Below are 24,353 nucleotides of genomic sequence, written 5' to 3'. Positions count from 1 at the left end.
CTCTGCCAACCTTCTTACGGTTATCTATAGTGATTCAAGGTATGAAGGGCCGGATCAATTAATTCTCTTAGTTTTTGTATATAAGGTGTATCCTCTTTGGCAAGTGTAATAATCGGATACAAGGCCTGATAGATCTGTACATGCGCTGTGGGATTGTTTTGGTATAAAGCTGAATCGATTTTGTTCCATTGCATGGACAGGGTATTTCCTAAAAGATTTATTTTTTTGAAATCATTTTTATCGTTTTTGACGGTTTCCTTCAACATAACTAAGGTAGTATGTATGGTTGCAATCTCATTTTTTATTTGCACCTGGTTTTCTTGCTCATAAGCTGTTTGATGGTCTTGTACCTGTGTAAAACCTACTAACATGAACAAAATTACGATAAATAAAGGTGCGATGAATAATGATGTTTTTCTCACGCATTTCAGCTCCTTTCATTTATTGCTTAGCTTGTCAAAATATACCTGGTTTATGCAAGTTGTTTCTCATAAAAGCACTTTTATAACTTTGTTGCTTCGCAGTGGATGGAGAATGCGTCGAACTTCACCTGTGCTAAGAATTTAATGGATGATTTTGACGGCTATCAGAGCCCTTATTTGCCTTGGTTCTAATAATTTCGTTAGCAATTTGTTGGAATAGCGTACTGTGTAGCCGCTCAGATTCAAATTTGGCCTGAAACAGGAAAATAAGGTCCCCCACAGCCGCTCAGAAATCGAAGGAGATTTTGGCGGCTATGAGCTTAAAATTAAAGATTTTATGATTTTAACGGCTACCAGAGCCCTTATTTGTCCTGATTTCAATGATATCGCTGGCATTTTGTTGGAATAGCGTACTGTATAGCCGCTCAGATTCAAAATTAGCTTAAAACAGAAAAATAAGGTCCCTCACAGCCGCTTGCATGTATTCACACTCTATGGATAGGTCGTCAATATTAACATTCTAAATAATAATTCATCGCTAATATCTCTAAAATTTGGTTTTTGACATATTTATTTGTGTTAAAATTCGATTATTAGGGGGGAGTAATTTGAAGAGAAATATTTTATTCATAATTACGTTACTAATTTTTGTTGTTAGTGGTTGTGGATCAACAGACTCAGGTGATGATAATTTAGTTCAAGACCAAGAAAAGGTAGAAATAAATGAGGAAGATGAAAATAACGCTGACATACCAGAAGAAGTAGAAAAGGTTGAGGAAGTAATAGAGAAAGACAGTAAGGAAGCGGAGGTCGTTATACCGCAGACACAATTAGAAGTACATTATATAGATGTTGGACAAGCAGATGCAACATTGCTTCAATTTGAATCCTATACTATCTTAATCGATGCAGGGGATTGGGATAGTACCGATGTGGTGACATACTTACAAGGGCTGGATATTACAGAAATAGATATTGCCATAGGGACACACCCTGATGCCGATCACATTGGACAATTGGATAAAGTGATCCAAAACTTTGAGGTAGGTGAAGTATGGCTTTCTGGCAACACAAGTACGTCTGAAACGTTTCAGCGATTAATGGATGAAATTGAAGTCTCAGGTGTCGATTATGATGAACCAAGAGCCGGGGATATATATGATGTTGGATCTTTGCAAATTGAAATCCTATATCCTTATAAAATTTCAGGAAATGCCAATCAGGAGTCCATCTCTATGAAACTAACTTATGGAGAGGTTACTTTTGTATTTACCGGTGATGCCGAAGTAGACCAAGAAACGGAAATGATTAATGGTTCAGATGTTGACGCTACTATCTTGCAGTTAGGACATCATGGATCGGATACTTCAACGAGTGAAGCTTTTCTACAGGCAGTTTCTCCAGAGGTAGTTATCTATAGTGCAGGTAATGGAAATGCTTATGGACATCCACATTATACTGTTGTGAATAGGGTGGAAAATTACGGTGCTAAGCTTTATGGCACGGATGTTCATGGAACAATCGTTGTGACAACGGATGGGAAAGACTATAGCATTGTTACAAAACAAGAAGGTAAGATAACTCCATCTGATGAAAAAAAGGAACAAAAACAAGAGGCTACTAATGACAAAGACAGCGAACAGTCATCAACTGCGTGTGTAAATATTAATACAGCTCCTATCGATGAATTGGAATCCATTATTCATATAGGTCCGGAACGCGCAAAAGATTTAGTAAAACAAAGACCTTATCAATCGGTGGATAATTTAACAAAAATAAATGGGATTGGCCCAGCACGTATTGCAGATATTAAAACTGAAGGGATTGCCTGTATAGGAGGGTGAAAAATGAAAGGTGTATTAGATCGGATCGAGGATGGTAAGTATGCCGTTATTATTGCAGAAGAAGTAAATAAGCAGTTTGTTATATTGAAAGACCGCTTGCCAAATGAAAGCCAGGTGTCCGATTGGTTTGATCTGCAGGTAGAAGGAGATAAGATTATTGATATCCAGTTCGATCAATTGACAACACGTGAAAAAGAGGCACAAATCAAAAATACAAGGCAAAGGGTACAAAGAAAGAAAACAGGAAGTAAGTTTAAACGAAAGAAATAATAGAATGGATTGATATAAATGGAGAGTAGGAAGACTTTTCAAAGATTAAAAAGATTATTATTGGGCTTTATTCTTGCCGGTGCTCTACTTTTCATTATCCAATCAGTTGTGATTGTTGTGGATGGTTTACATGATGAAACAAGTAAAACAGATGTTGGTGTAGTGTTAGGTAACAAAGTGAATCTTGATGGTTCCCCGTCGGATCGACTAAAGGCAAGGTTAGATAAAGCATTAGAGCTGTATGAAGATGATAGAATCTCCCATGTAATCACTAGTGGTGGAATTGGAGACGAAGGTTTTGATGAAGCAAAGGTAATGAAAGATTTCCTAGTAGAAAATGGTGTTGAAGAGGAGCACGTTATCACAGATAGCGAAGGCTACAACACATTCATGACGGCAGAAAATGCCCGAAAAATAATGGACGATAATCAATGGACTTCAGCTACCGTAATCACACAATATTTCCATATAACTAGATCAAAACTAGCATTTGATAAACAAGGGATTGAACAGGTCAATGGTGCACATGCCGACTTTTTTGAGTTAAGAGACTTTTATTCTATCTTTAGAGAGTTTTTTGCTGTGTATAAGTACCTGTTGAAATAAGAGAAGGGCGGGTTGAGATCGTGAACATAAAAGGAATAAACCATCTATTGTTTTCGGTATCTGACTTGGATCATTCGATAAAATTCTATCAAGATGTCTTTGATGCAAAACTTTTGGTGAAGGGTAGGAGTACGGCCTACTTTGATCTAGATGGATTATGGCTTGCATTAAATGTAGAAAAAGATATAGATCGTACTACTATTCATCAATCCTATACGCATATTGCATTTTCCATTAGTGAAGGTGATTTTGACCAACTATATCAGAAGTTAAACACATTACAGGTGAACATATTACCTGGACGTGAACGGGATGTTAAAGATAAGAAATCGATTTATTTCTCGGACCCAGATGGACATAAGTTTGAGTTCCATACAGGTACATTGCAAGATCGATTGGATTACTACAAAACTGAAAAATCCCATATGGAATTTTTCTAAGTAGGAGTGAGATTTGTGGAATGGGGAAAAGGTGAATTTGTTATCAGTGATGAGCGTATGAAAATAGATGTAGATGCAGTTCATCAACTGTTGTCGAATACTTATTGGGCATCGAAGCGGTCAAAAGAAGATGTTGCTAAAAGTATGAAGCATTCGATTGTGTTTGGGCTATATGAGGATTCCAAACAAATAGGTTTTGCCAGAGTAATTACGGACAAGACTGTATTTTCATGGCTTTTAGACGTAGTAATCGACACAAGTTATCGTGGAAAAGGGCTTGGGAAGTGGCTTATAACTTGTATCTTAGAGCATCCAGATATAAAACAAACTAGGATAGGGCTTGCTACGAAAGATGCGCATCGTTTCTATGAGGATTTTGGCTTCAAAATTAGTGAATGTATGCGAACAGATCAATAACTAGGTTTTATCCTCGAAAAAAATATGTTTTAGTGTAACTACTTCTCTTATTTCAATAACACCAAAGGAATACATAGCTTGCCTTCTTTTATCAGTAGGGGATCCAGGATTAAATAGTAGGATTCCCTCGTCTACTTTTAAAACAGGTATGTGAGAATGGCCAAATATAATGATATCAACATCATCGAATGCAAAATGATCCAAGGCTCTTTTCTCGGTTGTTTTGGATTTTCCATCACCATGGGTCAGGCCAATGGATATATGTTCAAAATCAAAAACTTTCTTTTCGCCAAATAATTCGTGTATTTCCACGGGATCTACATTACCAGCGACACCTTCTACGGGTGCATATTGACTAAGTTCTTCTAGGACAGTTGTTGTCTGCCAATCGCCCACATGAAAAATTAGATCAGCATCTTTTAACTCCTCTAACAGTCTTTTGGGGAGTTTTTTTGCTCGTTTTGGAATATGCGTATCTGCAATTACAACAATCTTCATCTTGACTCTCCTTTTCCAACCGTAAACAAAAAGTATATGTGTGATTTGCCAACAATATGATAAAATAATGTTTGTCTCTATATTTAAACATGTTAGAAAAAATAAATAAAATTGACACAACAACAGGAGGAAAATATGAAAAAGTATCTTGTATATCTATTTATATCATTTTTTGCAATTTTGGTATTAGTTGGTTGCAGTACAGAGGAAACAGAAGAAGGACCTGAAGAAAACCCTATCGTAACAATCACGATGGAAAATGAAAAAGAAATCAAATTAGAACTGTACCCAGATGTTGCACCAAATACGGTTGCAAACTTTATCTCTTTAGCTGAAGATGGCTTTTATGACGGCTTAATCTTCCACAGAGTTATACCTGGTTTTATGATTCAAGGTGGCGATCCACAAGGAGATGGTAGGGGAGGCCCCGATTATGCTATTGCAGGTGAATTTTCGAATAACGGCTTCGAAAATAACCTTAAGCACACACGAGGTGTTATCTCCATGGCTCGCTCGCAAGCTTTAGACTCTGCTGGGTCACAATTCTTTATAATGGCTGCAGACGTGCCAAGCCTTGATGGACAATATGCTTCATTTGGAGAAGTAATTGAGGGAATAGAAGTCGTTGATGAGATTGTATCAGTGGAGAGAAATCCTCTTGATAAGCCTATAGAAGATCAAAGAATGAAAACCGTGGTTGTAGATACGAAAGGCTATGATTATCCGGAACCGGAAAAGGTAGAATAAGCATATAGATGACACCATGATGAGGTGTACAGGTGTAACCACGTGGACGTATTGTTACGGTCCTCGTGGTTTTGTTATTCTAAATTACAACCATATTGTTTAATTTTTTCTTTAAATGGATAAAACAAACGTAAGAAGAAATATAAATGAAAATGTGGTGATCGAATGGAAATAAAGGAAACACGATATTGTGAGAATTGCGATCAGGAAACAACACAGTTTGTTAGTGAAGATGCAATGGAAATTACGTATCACTGTACAAGATGTAATCAAGAAGAAGAGGTAGTGAAAACATTTTTCTAAGTGTCAAAGCTCAACGAACGAAGGTTGAGCTTTTTTAGTACTTTTAAAATTGAGTGATAAGCAAGCATCTAGTAGAATGACATCAAGTCTTAAGCTATAAAAAGGAGTAATGCATGCAAAAGTACATAATTGTTGGAGCTGGAATATTAGGTGCCTCTACCGCATATCATCTAGCAAAAAAAGGCGTAGCTGTTACAATAGTAGATCGGAATGACCCAGGACAAGCGACTAATGCAGCTGCAGGAATTATTTGTCCATGGCTTACCAACCGTCGTAATAAGGCGTGGTATCGCTTGGTGAAAGCTGGTGCTAAATACTATCCAACTCTAATAAAAGCATTAAATCGCGATGGCGAAACGCAAACCGGCTACCAAAATGTTGGCGCGATTAATATTTTTGATACAGAAGAAAAGTTAGATCGTAAAATGGCATTTGCACAAGAACGAAAAAAAGAAAGTCCAGAGATGGGGCAATTGACGAAATTATCTTCATCCGAAACAAGAAAGTTATTTCCCGTTTTATCAGATGAATACGGTGCAATACATATAAGTGGTGCTTCGCGTGTCAATGGGGCAGAGCTTCGTGACGCATTAATGAGGGCCGCATGGAAGAATGGAGCAAAGGTCGTAAGTGGTGATGCTTCCCTTCTTTATTCCGGTGAAAAAGTTACCGGTATTACGATAGGAGGGAATGATATACATGCGGATCAAGTCATCGTCACCAGTGGAGCATGGGCAAAGGATTTATTTGAGCCATTAGGAATTTCCTTTTTAGTCCGTGCACAAAAAGCTCAAATTGTTCACTTGGAAATGCCAAATGTAGATACAAGCCATTGGCCAGTTCTTTTACCTCCTTATAACCAATATATGTTGGCATTTAATCATGGTAAAGTAGTGATCGGTACCACGCATGAAGATGATTTTTCAGATCATGAAGTAAAGGTAGGGGCGGTACATAGCATTATGGATAAGGCTCTTCGTGTGGCCCCGGGGTTAGCATCTTCCGTTTATATAGAAACAAAAGTAGGCTTTCGACCATTTACACCCAATCATCTACCAGTTATAGGAAAAGTGCCTGGGGTTGATGGATTATTTGTAGCAAATGGTCTTGGTGCATCGGGATTAACAAGTGGTCCTTACTTAGGGGGAGAATTAGCTAAAATAGTACTTGGGAAAGAGACGGAACTTAATTTAGATGATTATAATGTTGCCAACGCTTTAGCTCCATAAAAATTGATTAGTCTCATGAAGCTGTAGGAATCTGCCTATGGCTTTTCTAATACTTTAATCTAGTTCCTTCAATATTTAGCAGGTATTTTTTGATTTGTGTAGAAAGGGGAGAGGAAGATTATAAAAAGAGGAGAGTGTAAAGTGGCATTTTTAACCATTTTGTTAACGGTCATTCAATTTGGCATATTGTTTTATCTTTTCTTTAAGGTGAGAAAATTCGACGATAAATTTGCTCAACAACTTGAACAACAGAAAGCTGTAAAGGCCTTGTTAGAACAATTAAATCAAAAGAAGGATTAATAGAATATTAATCCTTTGCTAGCCCTTCATGATCAGGAATTTGTGGTGGTTCTTCTAGCCAGTTATTTTTAATCATAATATCTAAACCGTCTTTTGCGTATTTAGCGTTCTCTCCTGACAAACGAATGTAGTCTGCTGAAATGTCCGTTCTTAAACTTGCTGCTGCGGCAGTAGCATAATTAGATATACTTGATGCAATGAGTAGCGATATATGAAACATAATTAATTTATCGGAAAAAGGAGCAATTGTCGAATCAGTTACTTCCACATCCCATGGCATAGGTGCAGGAAGGTCATCTTCGGTTAGCATGCCTGCAAAAACTTTGATATGTTTTTTTGATATCTCTTTCCCTCTTGTACAGTAATCCCTTACTTTTTTAGACTTTGCAACTTGAGAAAATCCAGCTAATAAGGCTCTTCCAACTGAATTCGCTTCGATATTAGCTTCTATGTGTGTTATTTCTAAAACATTAATAGGGCGATGATGTGTGTGCATTAACCCACTTAAATAACCTTTACTATTAATGAAACTTTTTTGATTAGAAGTGGTTACATAAGGTGGACGTATGTATATTCCTTCTGATAAAAGTACTTCAGCAGTTTTATTATACAGATCTGTTGATTCTTGGATCGCTTTGCTAAGTAAGTCCCTGACATCCTTATTTGCAGATGTACAAAGCGCAACACCATAAACAGATAAACCTACTTTAGACATGTTTTTAAGATAATACAAATAAAAGGCATCTGAGTATAATCGTGGAGCAGATGGACTTACATCGTGATCTGTAAAACCTACTGGAATGGATTGATCATCTAATTCTAGTATTTCTTTACATTTCTTCACATTGTTTTCAGATATTTTAAATGCTAACTGAAGAACGTGTTTTATTTTAGTATCTTCAACATTTCTAAGGAAATATTTTAAGATGCAAGTGGAAAAAGTATTATTTATGTAACTACTCCAAATCACAGAGATTTCAGATGCCGTTAATCGTTGATTTTTATTGTTCATTTTAATCCCCTTCTTGATCGTATATAAACATTAATATGTTCAAAAATATGGTTGATATACGAGTGAGGATTTTTTAGTGAAAGTAATGTTGAATTGTAACAATTTTCAATAAATTATAGTTTGCAACATGATATAATTTTAATTATAAATAACCTTACTTATTTACCAAAAAATCATAATTTAAGGAGTGAGTAAAGTGGAGGAAAGACTAAAAAGGGCATATGGTTCATATGAAATTCCAGATGAAATTCTACAATTGCATCAATTAGATGCGGACTTGCAAAAAGAGGGTTTATCTCTAGCAAATATAGGGTTTAAACCAAGCGCGACTTTTGCACCTTATTCCATATCCCCACCAGATTTAATTCCTTTTGCTGAAACTGGTGGAGATGGTATCCACTTTAGTTTCTTAACAGATTTTGGACAGGTGAAGGATCTTAGACATGCCCCTATCGTATGTGTTACCCCAACAAATGATCCTCCCATTAGGTTAATGGCGCGAAATATAAAGGAGTTTTTCAACCTTGCTTCCTCGGTGCCTTATGTTGAATTACTAGAACCTTGTTGGGCCTGTACTAGTGAAGAGCAAATTCAACATGAGTGTGATTTATTTATGAAAGATTCACCATTTCACTGGGCAAAAGGAAGAGAAAAAGTACTTCAGCGTTTCAAAGAGACATTTAATACAAAACAAATAGAGGTTCATGCTTATTTAAGTGCAATAATAAGGGAAAGGGAAACAGAAATTGCTATACCTACCTTTGACACGTTAGGAGTCACCGGTGCGAAATCAGACAGTTATCTGAGGTTTAAGTTTGACTTTGATCGTACATCAAAGGTTGAGGAAGAGTTACCAAAGATGCACGAATTCCTTGAACAGGCCACCAAAGAAGAAAAACTAGCCTTTATTCGGGATGCTAATATGCGTTATGTAGTAGCACCTGGTTATGATGAATTAATTTTGGATTTACTTGTTGATGTACTACAATCTATTGGTCTCAAAGAGGAAGCTTCGAGGATGATGGCAAGAGAATAATGATTATGGAGGTGGTATGTATCAAATTTAGAGACAAGTTTCCATATATCTATTTTCTAATGGAACCGAATGTTGTTTTTGTGTACAAAATAGATAGCTTTCAATATGTTACAGAATTTGAGGTTATAGATAGATTCGATGTAGAGACGTATGAGATAGATGATGAGAGTGAATTTGAAACGTTTAATCATGAGGACGAGCAACAACTGATTGGTCGAGGGTATATCCATAATGATTTAAAGTTTATAACAGAAGCAATCAATGAATCTATCCAAAAGCAAAGATCATTAGCTAACAAGTTCTCTACTACACCAGTACATATTGTATCTCAAGAATTTATCGCAGGAACTGTAAGAGTTGGCCTTAGGTCCCCTAAGGTTGTAATTGGAATCCCAGCCTTTTTTGCAATCGGTCCCATTTGGAGGTTGCACGAGAAAGAGGGGCAAATGTACCGTAACGAATGGATATATGACCACATAAATTATGAGTTTGATGATGATCCGCCTTTAACTAAGTTTAAAAATTTTCTTCGTGATATCGAGGACATACCAGACCAAGCGCCCATCTATATATGGACCGGAAATAATGTGGAGGAACAAGTTGCTACTCGATATTTAATCTATTTGTTGCGGAGTAGGACAAACGTTGTGACTCTTTTGCATGCTCCTACGTTATATGATCAGTTATGTGAAAAAAGTAGGGCAGAGGTTATTACTGGTACAGGCGATTTACGACATGAACAAATTCAAATTATTTTTGACAAATGCCATACAGTTCAACCCTTAACAACAAAAGAGAATCACCAGTTGCAAAATGAATGGCTAACCTTGTCCAAGTCAAGAAGTGTGCTTCGAACGTGGAAAGACCATAAGATAGTTGATTTACCAGTAGACTTTTATGATAAGAAAATCATACATACTTTAGAAAGTCTACAAAGTAATAGAGATGAATATATAAGAGCGGGTGTTGTCCTAGGGCAATTGCTAGAAAGTGAGAATTTTTCTATTGATGGGTTTTATTTGGAATATCGAATAAGAGAGTTAATCTATCAAGGAGTACTAGCAATGAAAGGAATTCCGAAGTCGATGCGACGCTATCGTATTAAAATAAGAGAATGATTACTTTTATGGAAGCTATGAAAAACGTGACCTATTTTTCTTTCCTTCTTCTAAATATCCATATATAATATTTTCTTAGTGTGGATTAATTAGAAAGAAGGAAGACATTTGAGATTTCGAGACTTTCATAAGAATATTAAAATAAGAATTATTGAGTCGTTTATTAGTCGTTTTGTCGGCAGTATGATTTTCCCGTTTATGGCCATTTATTTAGCTTATCACTTTGGTGCAAAGGTTGCAGGACTATTACTGATGTTTAACGTTTTGGTAGGCATCGGTGTTAATTTCATTGGTGGATATTTTGCTGATCAATTTGGCCGAAGAAAAGTAATGCTTTTTGCGGAAATCCTGCGGTTGTTAGCGTTTGTTACGATGATGATTTGTAATTCTCCTTGGTTTCTATCACCGACCGTTACTTTTTTGATGATGACAGTTAATAGCATCTGTTGGGCGTTGGCTGGCCCTGCTAACCAAGCAATGTTAATCGATGTGAGTACACCAGACCAAAGGAAGTTAATGTATTCGATCATGTATTGGGCGAATAATTTGTCTATCGCCATTGGTGGGATTATTGGGGCATTTTTGTATCAAGACTATCTATTCGAGTTGTTCATTGTACTTAGTTTGGTAGCTGGAGTTATTGTATTTCTTGTAGCATTTTTCATCCAGGAAAGCTATGTGCTGGAGAAAAACGAAAAATATAAAGCATCCCAGCATGTGGTCCGGATCTTTACGAGCTATCAAAAGGTATTACAAGACCGGTTATTTGTCCTATTTGTGATTGCAGGAGTATTTGTCATGTCGATGGAGTTTCAACTAACGAATTACATCGGAATAAGACTAAGTGACGAAATGCCAATGCAAACCTTTTTGGCTTGGGAAATCGATGGTGTAAAAATGATGGGAATACTGCGAAGTGAAAATACCATTCTTGTTGCACTAATTGCTTTATTCGTTACGAAAGTATCAGGAAGATTTAAAGATCGTTCGATGTTAGTTACAAGTTGTTTTTTGTTCACCATGGGTTATGCCATTATTTCCTACTCGAACAATATTTGGCTATTGTTATTAGTGATGGTTATTTTAACCATTGGAGAAGTATTTAGGGTGCCAGTGGAGCAAGCTTATATGGCAGCTATTCCTCCTGATGATGCGAGGAGTGCCTATATGGCGTTTAACGGTTTGAAGTTTAACCTTGGGATGCTAATTGCATCTATCACTGTAACATTGAGTTCATACTTATCAACATTGCTGATGACGATAATAATAACAAGCATTGGATTAATTGGTACTTGGATTTATTTTGTGATTACGCCAGACTTAGACAAACGGAAAGCAGAAACAGAATTAAGACAAGTAAGTTAAAGAGGGTTGTAGCCATTTTAGTTGGTTACACCCTTTTTTTATACGTTCATAAACCTTCAGGTCTTAGGATTAATTCAGTCTGAAGTCTGATCAAAGTTCAATCGCATTGCCGTTATGGAAAATGGTATTTCCTACTATACTAAGGTTAACAAATCAAACAGGAACTGAGGTGAAAAATATTATGTTTAATGAATATGAAGTGCAAACCATTCCTAGAAAATAATGTGGTTTTAAATATAAGGGAAGAGGAGTTGATTTGAATGTTTAATGAATATGAAGTACAACAAACTATTCGTCAAAAATAATGACAATAAAAGGAGGTGATTATATGTTTAATGAATACACAGAAACTAAGTTAGCTCAAGAACGTCGCCCCAGGTAATAATACAAGATATAATATGAATCTAAGCATTATTCTAGAGATGGGGCGAACTTACATGTACAATATAAACCAAAGGAACTAACACTGCTTTTTACCTTAGAATGGGGAGAGCAGTGTTTTTTAGTTTGTGCTGTTCATATGTCATTAGGTCTATAATTCTAACAAAAAAACAGTTAATCGAATGAATCGACTAACTGCTTTAAGTAAGGGTATTTTATTATTATTGTACTTCAGTAGCCCCAGTAACTTCACCGTCGATAGTTGCAGCGGCTTTTACATCTTCATTTGCGAAGTAAAGGTTACCTTCGATTGTTGCAGATGCATCTAAGCTAAATCCGTTTGCTTCTACAATAACGTCCCCAGCGATAATACCGCCTTGAATTTTAAGGTTGTCACTTTGAACAGTTAGTTTAGGAACTGTGATTGTGAAAGAATCTGTGATGTTGTGATCTGCGTCTTGTGCGTATGGAGCAATTTTACGATATACATCGTTTGCTTCGTCACCTTTATCATGGAATGTACCAGCAACAACCACGTCTTCATCGACAGTTAAATCTTCAGTTGTATAGATGATCCAAGTACCATTTTCACCAACAGCGTTAACAAATCCTGCAGAATCTTGTGCATGTGAAGCTGCTGTTACTGCATCAGCTTCACCTTCAGCACTAGCAACTTCCGTGTTGCCAGTCACTTTACCGTCTATAGCTGCAGTTGCTTGAACATCTTCACTAGCGAAGTAAAGGTTACCTTCGATTGTTGCAGACGCATCTAAGCTAAATCCGTTTGCTTCTACAATAACGTCCCCAGCGATAATACCACCTTGAATTTTAAGGTTTTCACTTTGCACTGTTAATTTAGGAACTGTGATTGTGAAAGAATCTGTGATGTTGTGATCTGCGTCTTGTGCGTATGGAGCAATTTTACGATACACATCGTTTGCTTCATCACCTTTATCATGGAATGTACCAGCAACAACCACGTCTTCATCGACAGTTAAATCTTCAGTTGTATAGATGATCCAAGTACCATTTTCACCAACAGCACTAACAAATCCTGCAGAATCTTGTGCATGTGATGCTGCTGTTACTGCATCTGTTTCTTCTGTTTTTGCCTCATCATTGTTTTCTTCACTTGATGTTGTATCATCGGAACCACATGCTGCCAACAACCCTACTACTAAAATTGACATTAAAAACAATTTGAATTTCATTTTGTTTCCCCCTAAAGTGATGTTATACTACTTTTTGTGATTTGTTTCACAATTAAATATTAACATAAAAATTATACTTATAAAGATACAAAGTGTGTATATTTTGTGAAATGATGATCAAGTGTTAACGGTAACAAGTCAAGGAAGAGTTATAAATAAAAAAGCAAACCGATTGGTTTGCTTAAAAGGATAAAGGGGGTAGAGGAAGTTTAAGTGCTCATGACTTCTCTTTGTATTCTAATAAAGGGTCATACATCATTAGTGCGTGATTCTCCGTAATATACTGGTCATCAATGCATTCCTTTTGACCATTAAATACTTTGCGATAGATCGTATTATGTCGAACATAACGCCCCCAATCTTCATAGGTAATACGGTGTTCCTTTTCATATATTTGGTATGTCATAACTTCAGGTGTATTCGAACGCCACTCTCCGATTAGATAATCCTCCGTCAAATGAAGGCAAAGTTGATAAGTATTAGATGTAGTATTTCGTATTTGTAAATCTAAGTAATTATAACTGCATGTTGCGCCACTACCAAATGGTTGTGTACGTTTGGAATCAGGAAAAACATCAAAACTGTGCCGATGACGTTCCGTGATCGTTAAAGATGTATGTAATGTGATCCAGTAGATTAGATTTGAGAGCTGGCATAGTCCGCCACCTACACCTGCTTTAAAGCTTCCGTAGTGAAGGACCATTCCTTCCCTGTACCCTTTACGTTTGGTAGGGTGCCCAATTAGTTTCCAATAGGAGAAGGTTTCTTCTGGTTTTATTGCGATCCCATGTAATTGTTTAATTGCAATAGATAGATTTTTAATCTTATTTTCTTGATACCACATATCTACATCTTTTAGTTGTCTACGTAAGATCGTTTGGTGTTGCTTAATCGGGTAGGGTAGAGGTTTTTCACGTTTCTCTTTCGCATAACGTTTGTGATCCGTGTACCATTCTAGGGTTCTTTTTGTCCGGTAATACTTAGTGCCAAGGTATATTCTAAAAGTACTTCGATCTATGGGTTTATATGATTGTGATATTTTCCAGTTCCAGTCCACAAACACACCTCCTGTTTAATCGTTTAATCGAGTATCCGGGTAGTATGCATATAGTGTTCACCATCGAATGAGAGTTGATAGATGGCAGGCATTTCTAGCTGCTTCCAAAATGCAAAACCATACTGTTTATCAAAGTAATTCATGATTAGTACCATGATATTTCCATGCGTTCCAATTGCTACGTTTTTACCGTGATAGTCTTTTATAATCTTTTGAATTGCTTTTATGCCTCTTTGCTGTGCGGATAGATTTGACTCTCCGCCTTCCCATGAGAAGTTGGGATTTGTCCATACTTTTTCAATGGCATATGGAAAATCATCAACAGCTGTTCTAGATAATGTTCTTTCTTTTAAGTCTTCCACCAGTTTAATTTCCGTATCGAGAAGTGTAGCGATGCCCTCTACAGTCTGGAATGCTCTTAGATATGGGCTTGATAACACATGTTCAATCGACTTGTCTTCCAACAGAGCGGTTACTTTATCTACATCACGAAAACCTTGATCAGACAAAGGTCTCGTTAATTCTTCAGGTGTATAAGTAGAATGTGCATGACGAACTAGATATAGGTTTGTAATCATTGTTGTCCTCCAATTGTAAATATCAATTTATCATTCAGGATAGGTTTCTCTCAAAAACTGAATAGATTGGTGAATTAGCCTTTTTAAGATATTTATATTTATATCCTCTACTTTGTTTATATACACGCAAGCTTTGCCGGAGGTATGCTTGCCAAAATCCTTCAACAGTTCATCACGTCTTTTATCTCCAGTTGCAAAATAGAGGCTAATCTTTGCTTTCCTCGGAGAAAATCCAACTAGTGGTGCATCACCTTCGTGCCCGGAATCATACTTATAATGATATCTTCCAAATCCGATAATGCTAGATCCCCACATTTTAGCCGGGTAAGCCGTAGTCTCTGTAAAAATATCGAGTAATTGGTATGCACTTTCTCTTTTTCTAGGGCTATCAACAGCTTCAATAAACTCGATAACACTACGATCATTTTCTTTCGTCTTTAATTCATACATGCAGACACACTCCTTTTATATGGAAACATGGGGACGGTTCTCTTGTTTCCATTTCTTATTATATAAGACTACTACACACTTGCGTGAAATCCTTCTTTTAATAGGTGGTAGATTAATATAGTAAACAGGAAAGTGTATTTTCCTTGACTTCCTAACAAAGCAATAATAGAATGCACTAAAACCGACAAGTGTAATTGGTTTTATACGTTTAAAAATGTGTTGGGAAGTGAGGTATAGTTATGTCAGACAAAGATCAACAAGTGAGTTGTCAAATAAATATCCAACCGAACGAAAGTGCCAAGAAGCCAGCTGAAATATCGAAGGATGGTTCCTTTAAACGTCAAGTTAATCGATTTACAACTCCCTTTGGAGAAAAAGCCGATGAATGGCCGGTGGAAGCGAATCGTTATCGCCTAATCTGGTCAGCAGCTTGCCCTTGGGCTCATCGTTCTGTGATTGTGCGCAAAGTGCTAGGGTTAGATCAAGTCATAAGTTTAGGTGCAGTTAGCCCAATGCGCCCGCAAATTGGACGTGTGGATTGGGCATTTTCGTTAGATGCAGAAGAAAAAGACCCCGTATTAGGAATCCAATACGTAAGCGACATATACAAAAAGACTGATCCGAACTATGATGGTCGGCCGACAGTACCAGTCATGGTCGATGTAGAAAAACAACAAGCAGTGAATAATGACTACTTTACATTAACAAACTCATTTGAAACTGTCTGGGCACCGTTTCATAAAAAAAATGCACCAGATTTATACCCAGAACATTTACGAAAAGAGATTGATGCATTAAGTGAAACAATATTTCATGATGTAAACAACGGAGTGTATAAGTGTGGTTTTGCGGCATCTCAAGAAGCATATGAAGAGGCGTATGATCAGTTATTTGCCAGATTAGATGAGTTAGAAGAGCGTCTTTCTACGAAACGATTTTTATTTGGTGATTACATTACGGATACGGATGTTCGTTTTTATACCACATTAGTTCGTTTTGATATTGCTTACTACAATGCATTTAACACAAATAAAAAGTTAATTCGAGAGTATCCAAATCTTTGGGGCTATGCAAGGGATCTGTATCAAACGCCTGGTTTTGGTGAGACGACTGATTTTGATGCAATTAAACGGCACTATCACTTATCGATTACGATTAATCCAGATAAAAGTGACACGCCTATCTTGCCAAAAGGACCGGAACTCTCTGTTTGGGAATCGTCGCATGATAGAGAACGTTTGAGTAAGACAAATGAAAAATATCTTTTGCGTGCAGAATAAGCTTTTAGGGGTGGGAAAGTGATTATACGGAATGCAACATTAGATGAAATACCATTTGTTCGTGAACAACGCGTAGAAGCTTATGCCGAACATGCATCATCAATTCCGAATGAACATTGGATAGAATTAAAGAAGGCAATAGCGTCAGATGCAGATCAGACTCCAGGTGTTGAGCTTATTGTAGCGGAAATTAATGGAGAAATTGCTGGCAGTGTTGCCTTATTTCCTGCAAAAACAGACGCTTACGAGGGCTTTGTAGAAGAACTAGACTATCCTGAAATTCGTGTATTAGCTGTTGCGCCAGAAGCTAGAGGGAAAGGTGTAGCATCTGCTTTGATTGAGGAATGCATACGTCGTGCAAAAGAACAAGGCTACTTATTCATTGGTTTACATACTGGTGAATTCATGAAAAACGCTATGGCATTATATGAACGATTTGGCTTTGAACGATTGCCCAAATATGATTTTGAACCAGCAAATGATGGGATCGTAGTAAAAGCATTTCGACTTGCTTTGTAAAAAGACTTGAGAGGGAACATGGCCCTCTCAAGTCTTTTTATTCTACCCATTTCACGACATCTTCAAATGCTCTTCTCGTTTTTGGAAAAGGTTCTTTTATCCGATATCCAAAAGCACACATGACAGAAATACCAAAATGTCCATCTTCTAATAATCCCTCTTCATCTAGAAGCTTGTTCATTTCTTCCAAATTAAATCCTTCAATAGGACATGAATCTATGCCGATTTGTGCAGCTGCAGTCATCATGTTCGCTAAAGGGATATACGTTTGCTTAGATGCCCAATCGAATAGAGGACGGTCGCCTTCAAGTAAAGTAAAGTCAGTCCGTTGGAATTCTTCGACTCTTTGTAAAAATTTTGATTTAAACTCTTCTGGAATCTGAGATACATTAGTAATGTGTTCGTCTAAGTACGTTGAATCATATTTCGTGTCCATCTTTGTTCGTGCTAAGATGATAACGAAATGACTAGCATCCGGTAATTTACCATATGCACCCCAAGATGAATTTTTTATCTTGTTTCGTAGGTCACTGTTTTGAACAACAACAAAACGCCACGGTTCAAACCCAAACGAACTAGGTGATAAACGCGCAGTTTCCAAGATAAAACGGAAATCGTCATCTGCTATTTTTTTATCAGGATCGAATTCCTTGGTAGAATGTCTGTAATAAAACGCTTCAATTATTTCTTTTTTTATTTCTTCTGTATTTCTCATTAAATTCACTCCAATAATATAGTTGTTCTTGTTCTTGTATAAAATACCATACAGTGTGAGAGGTTTTCATGTAATTAGTATGAGTTGAGCAGAATATCCATTGCTATAGTTAAATAATGTTCATAAAGTAGTCGTAAAAAAGCTACTTTTCCAGTTTGGAAAAATAGATTTCACTTGATAAATTGGTGTGTACATGTTCAAGAAGCTCGTCGGTGTAATCAAAAGAACTTGCTTTTTCCTGGAAAAATTATTATTTCCCTTTTGCCATGGAGGTTACAAATCTATTCACGAATTATACAAATAACTTTTGTGTTAAAATATAGAAATATTATGTAATGATGAGGTATTGCTATGAAATTCATTTTATTATTTGGTCCGCAAGCTGTCGGGAAAATGACTGTAGGACGTGAATTAGAAAAAATAACAGACCTAAAGCTTTTTCATAATCATATGACAATTGAGATGCTTGAACCTATCTTCGGATTTGGTCCAGATCTTTGGCGGTTATCTGATATGTTTAGGGAAGAGATATTTAAAACGGTTGCTAAGAGTGACCAGTATGGCTTGATCTTTACTTATGTTTGGGCATTTGATCAACAAGCAGATTGGGATTTTGTTGAAAATGTCTGCAACATATTTGAAGCTAACGGTGCAGAAGTTATATTGGTTGAATTGGAGGCGGATATAGACGAAAGGTTATGGCGAAACAAAACGCCAAACAGGTTAGACCAAAAACCAACCAAAAGAAACGTAGAGGTATCAGAGCGAAATTTGGTAGACACGATGAAGAAGCACCGATTAAATTCCATTGAGGGTGAGATCGTTAAGGATCAATATTTACGTATAAATAATACAAATCTAAGTGCTTATGAAGTAGCGTCCCAAATAAAGAAATGCTTTCATTTAGAGTAGATATGGGGAGGTGTCGGGACAAATTTTGTCCCTGTCAGAATGTTGAAAAAGCCAAATATGCTTAAAAAAGGAGACCGTATTGCTACAGTTAGCCCTTCCTGGGGTGGTGCAGGTGAGCCGGAAATAAGGTGGCGATACGAGCAAGGTGTAAAAAGACTAGAGGAAGTGTTTGGACTCGAAGTAGTGACTATGCCAAACAGTTTAAAAGGCTCAGCATATGTTTATGAAAACCCAAAGGCGCGTGCTGAAGATTTAATGTTAGCTTTCCAAGACACAAGTATTAAGGCAATTATAGCTAATATCGGTGGAGATGATAGTATTCGTCTTTTACCATACATTGATTTTAATACAATCAAAGATAACCCAAAAATTTTCATGGGTTACTCTGATGTAACCATGAGTCATTTGTTTTGTTTAAAGGCCGGTATTTCATCTTTTTATGGTCCTGCGATCTTAACAGACTTTGCAGAAAATATCGAAATGGACAACTACACGATTGAAATGGTGAAAAGAACACTCTTCTCCAATAATGTAATTGGAGAAATACAACCAGCAAATGCATGGACTAGTGAGCGTTTAGAATGGATCGAATCAAATAAATACAAGAAAAGGAAACTACAACCGAATCGTGGATATGAATTGTTACAGGGGACAGGGATTGTCGAAGGGCGATTAATTGGTGGTAACATAGAAGTGCTTGAATTTGCAAAGCAAACAGTACTTTGGCCAGAGCGAAAATACTGGAAGAATGCTATTCTATTTTTTGAAACTTCGGAGGAAAAGCCAGATCCGAGTATGATTACGTATTGGTTACGTAATTATGCGGCCCAAGGTATTTTACAAGAATCAAAGGGAATTGTTTTTGGAAAACCACAAGATGAAACGTATTATGATGAATATAAGCAAGCAATCTTAAAGGTTATGAAGGAGTATAGTTTAGAAGAACTTCCGATATTGTATAATATGAATTTTGGCCATACGGAACCTAAGAGTATTTTACCTTATGGCGCAAAAGCGCAAATAAATTGTGAGAACAAAATTTTCTCAATTCTAGAGAATGGCGTAGTGTAATGCTATATTCTATTTATGGAGGCGTAAATCTACTTAAAGGTTTACGCCTTCTTTCGTACCTTTTTAATTGAATGCAGGATTTTGCAAATGATTAGTAGAAGAACAGAAAAGTATATTCACCCCAATTTAACAATGAACAAATAACCTATCAATAATTATATTAACGGAGTTGTATATATGAACTTATGTAGAGCAATAAAAAGAAGTTACCGACTTATGATTGACCGGTTCTTTAAAAAAGGCACATTTATTAATGAACGCTATCAGGTTAACGATTTGCTTGGAGTAGGTAGCTATGGAATCTCCTACCTTTGTGAACAAGTTGAAGAAGGAAAAGTATGTGTGGTTAAACAAATGACGAGGAGTAAAAGGAAAAAAAGGATTGCTGAGGTGTATCGAAAGGAAACTGAGATTCTTGGACAGTTGAATCATCCAAATATCCCAACTTTGATGGAATGTTTTGTGCAACAAGACTTCCTGTTTTTTAGCATGGAATATATTAATGGAAAAAACTTAGAAGATAAGCTATTTGAAGAGAGAGAGCAGTTTAGCGAGAAATATTCCTTAACTTTAGTAAAAGAATTAGTGAATATTTTAGACTATATTCATAGGAAAGGAATATGTCATGGAGACATTCGAATCCCAAATGTGATTTTGACGGAGGGAAAAGTAAATCTTATTGACTTTGGTCTAGCTATACGAGTAAGCAATGAAAATAAGGTTGATCTGTTTAGAGAGGATTTTTATGACATAGGTGACTTTTTGCTATTTTTACTGTACTCCAATTATAAAAAGGATATTAAAAAGAGACGTCCTTGGACAGAAGAATTATCGCTTCATCCGAAAACGATTCACCTATTAAAACGTTTACTCGGCATCGAACAACCTTATTCATTTTGTAGAGATATTACAGTAGATATTGAACAAGCAATAGAACTATTGGATTAATAATGCTAGCTACTGCTATGGTATCCTTTTCGTTTATAGCGATGACTGCCATGAAATGGTGATCGGTGCTTCTGATCACTACTACTGTGTTTATGACGGCGATAATAACGATCACTTGAGCTACTAAAATGCTGCCTGCGGTATTTTTTCTTACTACTACTTCCACTGTGATTCATTACTTTTTTTAAGAATTTGTCTATCATTCTTCAAAACTCCTTTCATTCTTCTGGTATAACTATATACGTATATTATGGTATATAAGTTTCGGTTTGTTTGAAAAATATAAACTAATCTATGAGTGATTTTTAATAAGATACATGTTTAGAAAGGAAAGCACCTTTTCTAGATATGTAACTCGTCTATTATAATGACTAATTCCCTGGAAATAACCAAAAAAACATGTAATAAAGTAAGGTATGTTATCTCGTTTTCTTTACGTAGATTTAGGGAATCGTAATTATGTACAAGTTAGTACAAAAGGAGTGACTGATCATGACTAGTATAAAGAAAATTTTCTGGATTCTGGGGAATGTTCTCCTAGGTATTGGAGGTTTCTTTGGCTATGTATGGGGAATGTTTCAAGCATGGGGACAACAGGGAAGTTTCTTTTTGTATGGTATGGGGTCGATTAGTGTTGCACTCGTAATGTTTTTTATCTTAAATATAGTAATCATTCCTAGCGATCAAAAGAAGAAATGGGGAACTGCAGTTGTGATCTTCCTGGGGTCTATCATAGTAACTGTGCTCATTCATGGTCTCCTTCAAAACACCATTTTAGAATAAAAATGTAAAATTTATCCTTTTTGGGTACTAGGCCTCATTATTTAATCATATATTTTTAATAGAATTAAAATTGGATAACAAGGAGGAGGTAAATATATATGGGAACAAATATGCTTATTTTTATGTCCATCTTATTTATGATTTTAGCATTTTTTATTAGCTTTATTACAGCTCGATATATGATTAAACGAACTGGTTTATTTGAATCTAATGTGTTTGCTGCAATGATGATCCAATTATTTTTTGGTGTTTCAGCAATATTCGCATGGTTCCTTTATTCAAATGGAATAAGTACACGATTGTTCTTCGATGGTCTATTCTTTGGTATATGTTTACTTCTTCTCAGTGAAATTTTACTTGTTGCATCATTATTGATGATGAGGAAACAATTTAGCGAACATGTTAGAAAGATTAAACAGGTCTTAAGGATCGCTAAGTGAATCGATATAAAAAACAAGGTTCCCTGAATTAGGGCACCTTGTTTATAAGAGGTCTTAACATTTAATTTCTGCATTTTTTCTAGAGTAATAGAACCAGCAAACTGCTAAACTTATAATGTAATAAGCTAAGAATAGATAAAGTGCAGTATGTGCAGTTCCTGTTGTGCTAATCGACCAACCAAACACCTTTGGAATTAAGAAAGCACCGTAGGCAGCGATTGCTGCAATAAATCCTAGTACTGGAGCTGCAAGTTTAGCTTTTTTATCGACAAAGATAAATGGTACCATTCTGAATGTAGACCCGTTTGCAATCCCAGTAGCAAAGAATAGGATAATAAACATAATTAAAAATCCGACGAAGCTATTAATATTCAAGAAATAAATAACACCTAATGTAGCAACAATCATTAAGATTGTATCCCAAAAAGTTACTGTTGCTCCGCTACCAACTTTATCCGAGAGCCATCCCCCTAGAGGACGAACACCAGCACCAATTAGTGGTCCAAGGAATGCTAATGCAGCACCACCTGAATCTGGGAAAGAGTTATTAATTACTAGTGGAAATGCAGCTGCAAATCCGATGAAAGATCCGAAACACATCGTATATAACCAAGCCATAATCCACATATGTTTTTCTTTGAAAATAGCTGATTGTTCTTTAAATGATTGTTTTGCACCTGGTAGGTTATCCATTCCAAAGAAAGCAACGATTGTCATGATAATAATAGGTACAACCCATACAAAAGCAGCGTTTTGAATAAACACTTCAGAACCGTCTGGTAAAACTTGCGCTCCTCCAGTCATTGCACCGATCCATGATACACCGATAATTAGAGGTGTAACGAATTGAACGACACTAACACCTAAGTTACCTAAACCAGCGTTAATACCATTTGCCGTTCCTTTTTCCTTTTTAGGGAAGAAAGGACTGATATTTGCCATTGATGAAGAGAAGTTACCTCCACCAAATCCACATAGTGCTGCTAAGATTGCCATTGTTGTAAAGGATGTTTCAGGGTTTTGTACAGCAACCCCAATCCCAATTGCGGGTACAAGTAAAAATGCTGTACTAAATACTGTCCAATTCCGACCACCAACTATGCCAGGCATGAAGGTGAAAAAGATTCTAGCAGTAGCACCTACTAACCCTGGCAAGGCAGCTAAAGTAAATAGTTCATCTTTAGTAAAATTAAAGCCCACATCATTCAAGCGGACAGCAGTTACTGACCAAATTTGCCATACAATAAACGCAAGCATGAGTGCGAACACTGAAATCCAGAGATTTCGTTTTGCGTGTTTTTTTCCTTCTTCATTCCAGAATTGATCGTTTTCTGGATTCCATTCTTTAATCCGAGCCATCATATTGACCTCCTGTGCTTTCCATTTTTTTCTTTGAGATTGAAAGATCCCTGTATAGGTTGGGTTATTGGAATACGAGGGATTGGTTAACTGAGTGTTTTAATCAACTAAGTCACTTTCTTTACTTAAGTAAATTATAAGTTTTGAAAGTGTGTTGGATGTGTGATGTTTATCACACCTGAATGGTTTTCACGGAATCGACAAAAACATGGGATTTATTTCTAAATGAAAGTTTCAATAATGCTAAGAAATGCAAGTAAATCAGGGGGTCCAGTTTCCTCTTTGATAATGTTAAGTATATAAATCTATTGGGAAAGTTACTGTGATTCAAATCACGGAATAATTTTGTTCATATAATAGTCAAAAGTCTGTCACGATCTGTTCATTTATAAGTGTGTTACTTGAAAATTCATTTAAAGTAGCTCTTACCAAGAATTACGTATTAAAATGAAAGAAAATAAAGTTGAAAAGAGGTATATGATGGAAAGTACAGGACAAAATCATATAAAATTCTTAGAAAGTGAACGTATCTACTTAAGACCCATCGAAAATGAAGATCTTGATTTATTTTATGCGAAAGCATTATGGGATCAGGAAGGAAGAAGATTGACTGGATCACAGGTCGTATTCACGAGACGAGGCGTGCAGAATTGGTTCGATCGAATTACTACTGATAGTAGTCGGATTGATCTGCTAATTTGTTTGCAAGAGAATAATCAACCGATTGGTGATATTGCCATGCTTGATATTGATCACCATAATCAACATGCGGTAGTAAGAATCGCTATATTTGAAAATGATTATCTGGGAAGTGGGTTCGGAACAGAAGCACTTTCATTATTGATTGCCCATGGCTTTAACGTATTAAATTTGAATCGAATTGGATTAGAGGTCTATTCCTATAATGAACGTGCAAAACGCGCGTATGAAAAGGTAGGGTTTAAACAGGAAGGTACCATTAGGCAAAACCTTTATTATAATGGTGAGTTCCATGACACCATTATAATGGGCATTTTAAAAAGTGAATGGAAGCGGAAGTAGT

Annotated in this window: 30 protein-coding genes; 20 read left to right on the top strand and 10 right to left on the bottom strand. The window is 36.4% G+C overall.

The annotated features are described in order from the left end of the window. Window positions 1–20: 20 nt before the first annotated feature. Window positions 21–422 carry a hypothetical protein gene (locus NYQ66_RS18390; RefSeq protein ID WP_259871606.1) on the bottom strand — a complete coding sequence of 134 codons (402 nt, stop codon included), beginning with the start codon at window positions 420–422 and terminating at the stop codon, window positions 21–23. 608 nt (window positions 423–1,030) lie between these two features. Between NYQ66_RS18390 and NYQ66_RS18385 the strand changes: the two genes are divergently transcribed. The 5 genes from NYQ66_RS18385 to NYQ66_RS18365 are packed head-to-tail and all read left to right on the top strand — an operon-like array spanning window position 1,031 to window position 3,999. Next, complete coding sequence (locus NYQ66_RS18385; RefSeq protein ID WP_259871604.1) at window positions 1,031–2,266, top strand: MBL fold metallo-hydrolase; 1,236 nt, start codon at window positions 1,031–1,033, stop codon at window positions 2,264–2,266. A gap of 3 nt (window positions 2,267–2,269) precedes the next feature. After that, a complete protein-coding gene (locus NYQ66_RS18380; protein WP_259871603.1) occupies window positions 2,270–2,536 on the top strand; it encodes a DUF3006 domain-containing protein in 267 nt (88 codons plus the stop codon). A gap of 18 nt (window positions 2,537–2,554) precedes the next feature. Further along, on the top strand, window positions 2,555–3,142 hold the full coding sequence (locus tag NYQ66_RS18375; protein ID WP_259871602.1) for a YdcF family protein: 588 nt from the start codon (window positions 2,555–2,557) through the stop codon (window positions 3,140–3,142). 20 nt (window positions 3,143–3,162) lie between these two features. Then, window positions 3,163–3,582 carry a FosM family fosfomycin resistance protein gene (gene fosM / locus NYQ66_RS18370; protein ID WP_259871600.1) on the top strand — a complete coding sequence of 140 codons (420 nt, stop codon included), beginning with the start codon at window positions 3,163–3,165 and terminating at the stop codon, window positions 3,580–3,582. A 15-nt stretch (window positions 3,583–3,597) separates the two neighbouring features. Continuing rightward, window positions 3,598–3,999 (top strand): GNAT family N-acetyltransferase, encoded by a 402-nt coding sequence (locus NYQ66_RS18365; protein ID WP_259871598.1) that lies wholly within the window; start codon window positions 3,598–3,600, stop codon window positions 3,997–3,999. Here NYQ66_RS18365 and NYQ66_RS18360 read toward each other — a convergent pair whose 3' ends face one another. Continuing rightward, on the bottom strand, window positions 4,000–4,497 hold the full coding sequence (locus tag NYQ66_RS18360; protein WP_259871596.1) for a metallophosphoesterase family protein: 498 nt from the start codon (window positions 4,495–4,497) through the stop codon (window positions 4,000–4,002). Window positions 4,498–4,632: 135 nt separating this feature from the next. Between NYQ66_RS18360 and NYQ66_RS18355 the strand changes: the two genes are divergently transcribed. The 4 genes from NYQ66_RS18355 to NYQ66_RS18340 all read left to right on the top strand — a co-directional run bounded on the left by NYQ66_RS18355 (window position 4,633) and on the right by NYQ66_RS18340 (window position 7,076). Then, window positions 4,633–5,244, top strand: a complete 612-nt coding sequence (locus NYQ66_RS18355; protein ID WP_259871595.1) for a peptidylprolyl isomerase — start codon at window positions 4,633–4,635, stop codon at window positions 5,242–5,244. A 165-nt stretch (window positions 5,245–5,409) separates the two neighbouring features. Next, entirely contained in the window at window positions 5,410–5,547 is a 138-nt protein-coding gene (locus tag NYQ66_RS18350) for a hypothetical protein (protein WP_259871594.1), read from the top strand. 113 nt (window positions 5,548–5,660) lie between these two features. Continuing rightward, the gene (locus tag NYQ66_RS18345) at window positions 5,661–6,776 is read left to right on the top strand and encodes an NAD(P)/FAD-dependent oxidoreductase (protein ID WP_259871592.1); all 1,116 of its coding nucleotides are present in this window, start codon (window positions 5,661–5,663) and stop codon (window positions 6,774–6,776) included. 141 nt (window positions 6,777–6,917) lie between these two features. Further along, on the top strand, window positions 6,918–7,076 hold the full coding sequence (locus tag NYQ66_RS18340; protein WP_259871591.1) for a hypothetical protein: 159 nt from the start codon (window positions 6,918–6,920) through the stop codon (window positions 7,074–7,076). Between the two features lie 7 nt (window positions 7,077–7,083). Here NYQ66_RS18340 and NYQ66_RS18335 read toward each other — a convergent pair whose 3' ends face one another. Further along, entirely contained in the window at window positions 7,084–8,088 is a 1,005-nt protein-coding gene (locus NYQ66_RS18335) for a DUF3231 family protein (protein ID WP_259871589.1), read from the bottom strand. Window positions 8,089–8,284: 196 nt separating this feature from the next. On the opposite strand from NYQ66_RS18335, the gene NYQ66_RS18330 reads away from it, so the two are divergent. From NYQ66_RS18330 to NYQ66_RS18320, 3 genes are all read left to right on the top strand, one after another. Next, entirely contained in the window at window positions 8,285–9,124 is an 840-nt protein-coding gene (locus NYQ66_RS18330) for a hypothetical protein (protein ID WP_259871586.1), read from the top strand. 5 nt (window positions 9,125–9,129) lie between these two features. Beyond that, complete coding sequence (locus tag NYQ66_RS18325; RefSeq protein WP_259871585.1) at window positions 9,130–10,242, top strand: DUF1835 domain-containing protein; 1,113 nt, start codon at window positions 9,130–9,132, stop codon at window positions 10,240–10,242. 108 nt (window positions 10,243–10,350) lie between these two features. Next, window positions 10,351–11,607 (top strand): MDR family MFS transporter, encoded by a 1,257-nt coding sequence (locus NYQ66_RS18320; protein WP_259871584.1) that lies wholly within the window; start codon window positions 10,351–10,353, stop codon window positions 11,605–11,607. 602 nt (window positions 11,608–12,209) lie between these two features. On the opposite strand, the gene NYQ66_RS18315 is transcribed toward NYQ66_RS18320, so the two are convergent. From NYQ66_RS18315 to NYQ66_RS18300, 4 genes are all read right to left on the bottom strand, one after another. Then, a complete protein-coding gene (locus NYQ66_RS18315) occupies window positions 12,210–13,199 on the bottom strand; it encodes a hypothetical protein (RefSeq protein WP_259871582.1) in 990 nt (329 codons plus the stop codon). Between the two features lie 217 nt (window positions 13,200–13,416). Further along, on the bottom strand, window positions 13,417–14,256 hold the full coding sequence (locus NYQ66_RS18310; RefSeq protein ID WP_259871579.1) for a VanW family protein: 840 nt from the start codon (window positions 14,254–14,256) through the stop codon (window positions 13,417–13,419). A gap of 23 nt (window positions 14,257–14,279) precedes the next feature. Then, complete coding sequence (locus NYQ66_RS18305; RefSeq protein WP_259871578.1) at window positions 14,280–14,834, bottom strand: histidine phosphatase family protein; 555 nt, start codon at window positions 14,832–14,834, stop codon at window positions 14,280–14,282. Between the two features lie 30 nt (window positions 14,835–14,864). Further along, on the bottom strand, window positions 14,865–15,284 hold the full coding sequence (locus NYQ66_RS18300; protein WP_259871577.1) for a DUF1801 domain-containing protein: 420 nt from the start codon (window positions 15,282–15,284) through the stop codon (window positions 14,865–14,867). A 239-nt stretch (window positions 15,285–15,523) separates the two neighbouring features. Between NYQ66_RS18300 and NYQ66_RS18295 the strand changes: the two genes are divergently transcribed. After that, window positions 15,524–16,564, top strand: a complete 1,041-nt coding sequence (locus NYQ66_RS18295; protein ID WP_259871575.1) for a glutathione S-transferase family protein — start codon at window positions 15,524–15,526, stop codon at window positions 16,562–16,564. A gap of 18 nt (window positions 16,565–16,582) precedes the next feature. Continuing rightward, window positions 16,583–17,083, top strand: coding sequence for a GNAT family N-acetyltransferase (locus NYQ66_RS18290; protein ID WP_259871574.1), 501 nt, complete (start codon window positions 16,583–16,585; stop codon window positions 17,081–17,083). 37 nt (window positions 17,084–17,120) lie between these two features. Here the strand turns inward: NYQ66_RS18290 and NYQ66_RS18285 are convergent, their stop codons facing one another. Then, on the bottom strand, window positions 17,121–17,798 hold the full coding sequence (locus tag NYQ66_RS18285) for an NAD(P)H-dependent oxidoreductase (RefSeq protein WP_259871573.1): 678 nt from the start codon (window positions 17,796–17,798) through the stop codon (window positions 17,121–17,123). 351 nt (window positions 17,799–18,149) lie between these two features. On the opposite strand from NYQ66_RS18285, the gene NYQ66_RS18280 reads away from it, so the two are divergent. From NYQ66_RS18280 to NYQ66_RS18270, 3 genes are all read left to right on the top strand, one after another. Further along, window positions 18,150–18,710, top strand: a complete 561-nt coding sequence (locus NYQ66_RS18280) for an AAA family ATPase (protein WP_259871572.1) — start codon at window positions 18,150–18,152, stop codon at window positions 18,708–18,710. A gap of 39 nt (window positions 18,711–18,749) precedes the next feature. Continuing rightward, window positions 18,750–19,781, top strand: coding sequence for a S66 family peptidase (locus NYQ66_RS18275; RefSeq protein ID WP_259871571.1), 1,032 nt, complete (start codon window positions 18,750–18,752; stop codon window positions 19,779–19,781). 177 nt (window positions 19,782–19,958) lie between these two features. Then, entirely contained in the window at window positions 19,959–20,729 is a 771-nt protein-coding gene (locus NYQ66_RS18270; RefSeq protein ID WP_259871569.1) for a serine/threonine protein kinase, read from the top strand. Window positions 20,730–20,734: 5 nt separating this feature from the next. On the opposite strand, the gene NYQ66_RS18265 is transcribed toward NYQ66_RS18270, so the two are convergent. After that, window positions 20,735–20,932, bottom strand: a complete 198-nt coding sequence (locus NYQ66_RS18265; protein WP_259871567.1) for a hypothetical protein — start codon at window positions 20,930–20,932, stop codon at window positions 20,735–20,737. Window positions 20,933–21,221: 289 nt separating this feature from the next. On the opposite strand from NYQ66_RS18265, the gene NYQ66_RS18260 reads away from it, so the two are divergent. Further along, window positions 21,222–21,512 carry a hypothetical protein gene (locus tag NYQ66_RS18260; protein ID WP_259871565.1) on the top strand — a complete coding sequence of 97 codons (291 nt, stop codon included), beginning with the start codon at window positions 21,222–21,224 and terminating at the stop codon, window positions 21,510–21,512. Window positions 21,513–21,610: 98 nt separating this feature from the next. Then, window positions 21,611–21,952: a hypothetical protein gene (locus NYQ66_RS18255; RefSeq protein ID WP_259871563.1), complete on the top strand. Its 342-nt coding sequence runs from the start codon at window positions 21,611–21,613 to the stop codon at window positions 21,950–21,952. Between the two features lie 54 nt (window positions 21,953–22,006). Here the strand turns inward: NYQ66_RS18255 and NYQ66_RS18250 are convergent, their stop codons facing one another. Then, a complete protein-coding gene (locus NYQ66_RS18250; RefSeq protein ID WP_259871561.1) occupies window positions 22,007–23,311 on the bottom strand; it encodes an MFS transporter in 1,305 nt (434 codons plus the stop codon). Window positions 23,312–23,791: 480 nt separating this feature from the next. On the opposite strand from NYQ66_RS18250, the gene NYQ66_RS18245 reads away from it, so the two are divergent. Then, on the top strand, window positions 23,792–24,352 hold the full coding sequence (locus tag NYQ66_RS18245) for a GNAT family N-acetyltransferase (RefSeq protein ID WP_259871559.1): 561 nt from the start codon (window positions 23,792–23,794) through the stop codon (window positions 24,350–24,352). Window position 24,353: the final 1 nt, after the last annotated feature.

This window comes from Aquibacillus koreensis, from assembly GCF_025154055.1.
Taxonomy (GTDB): Bacteria; Bacillota; Bacilli; order Bacillales; family Amphibacillaceae; genus Aquibacillus_C; species Aquibacillus_C koreensis.
Note: the sequence above shows the minus strand (reverse complement) of the source record. Positions and strands in the feature narration are given on the sequence as shown.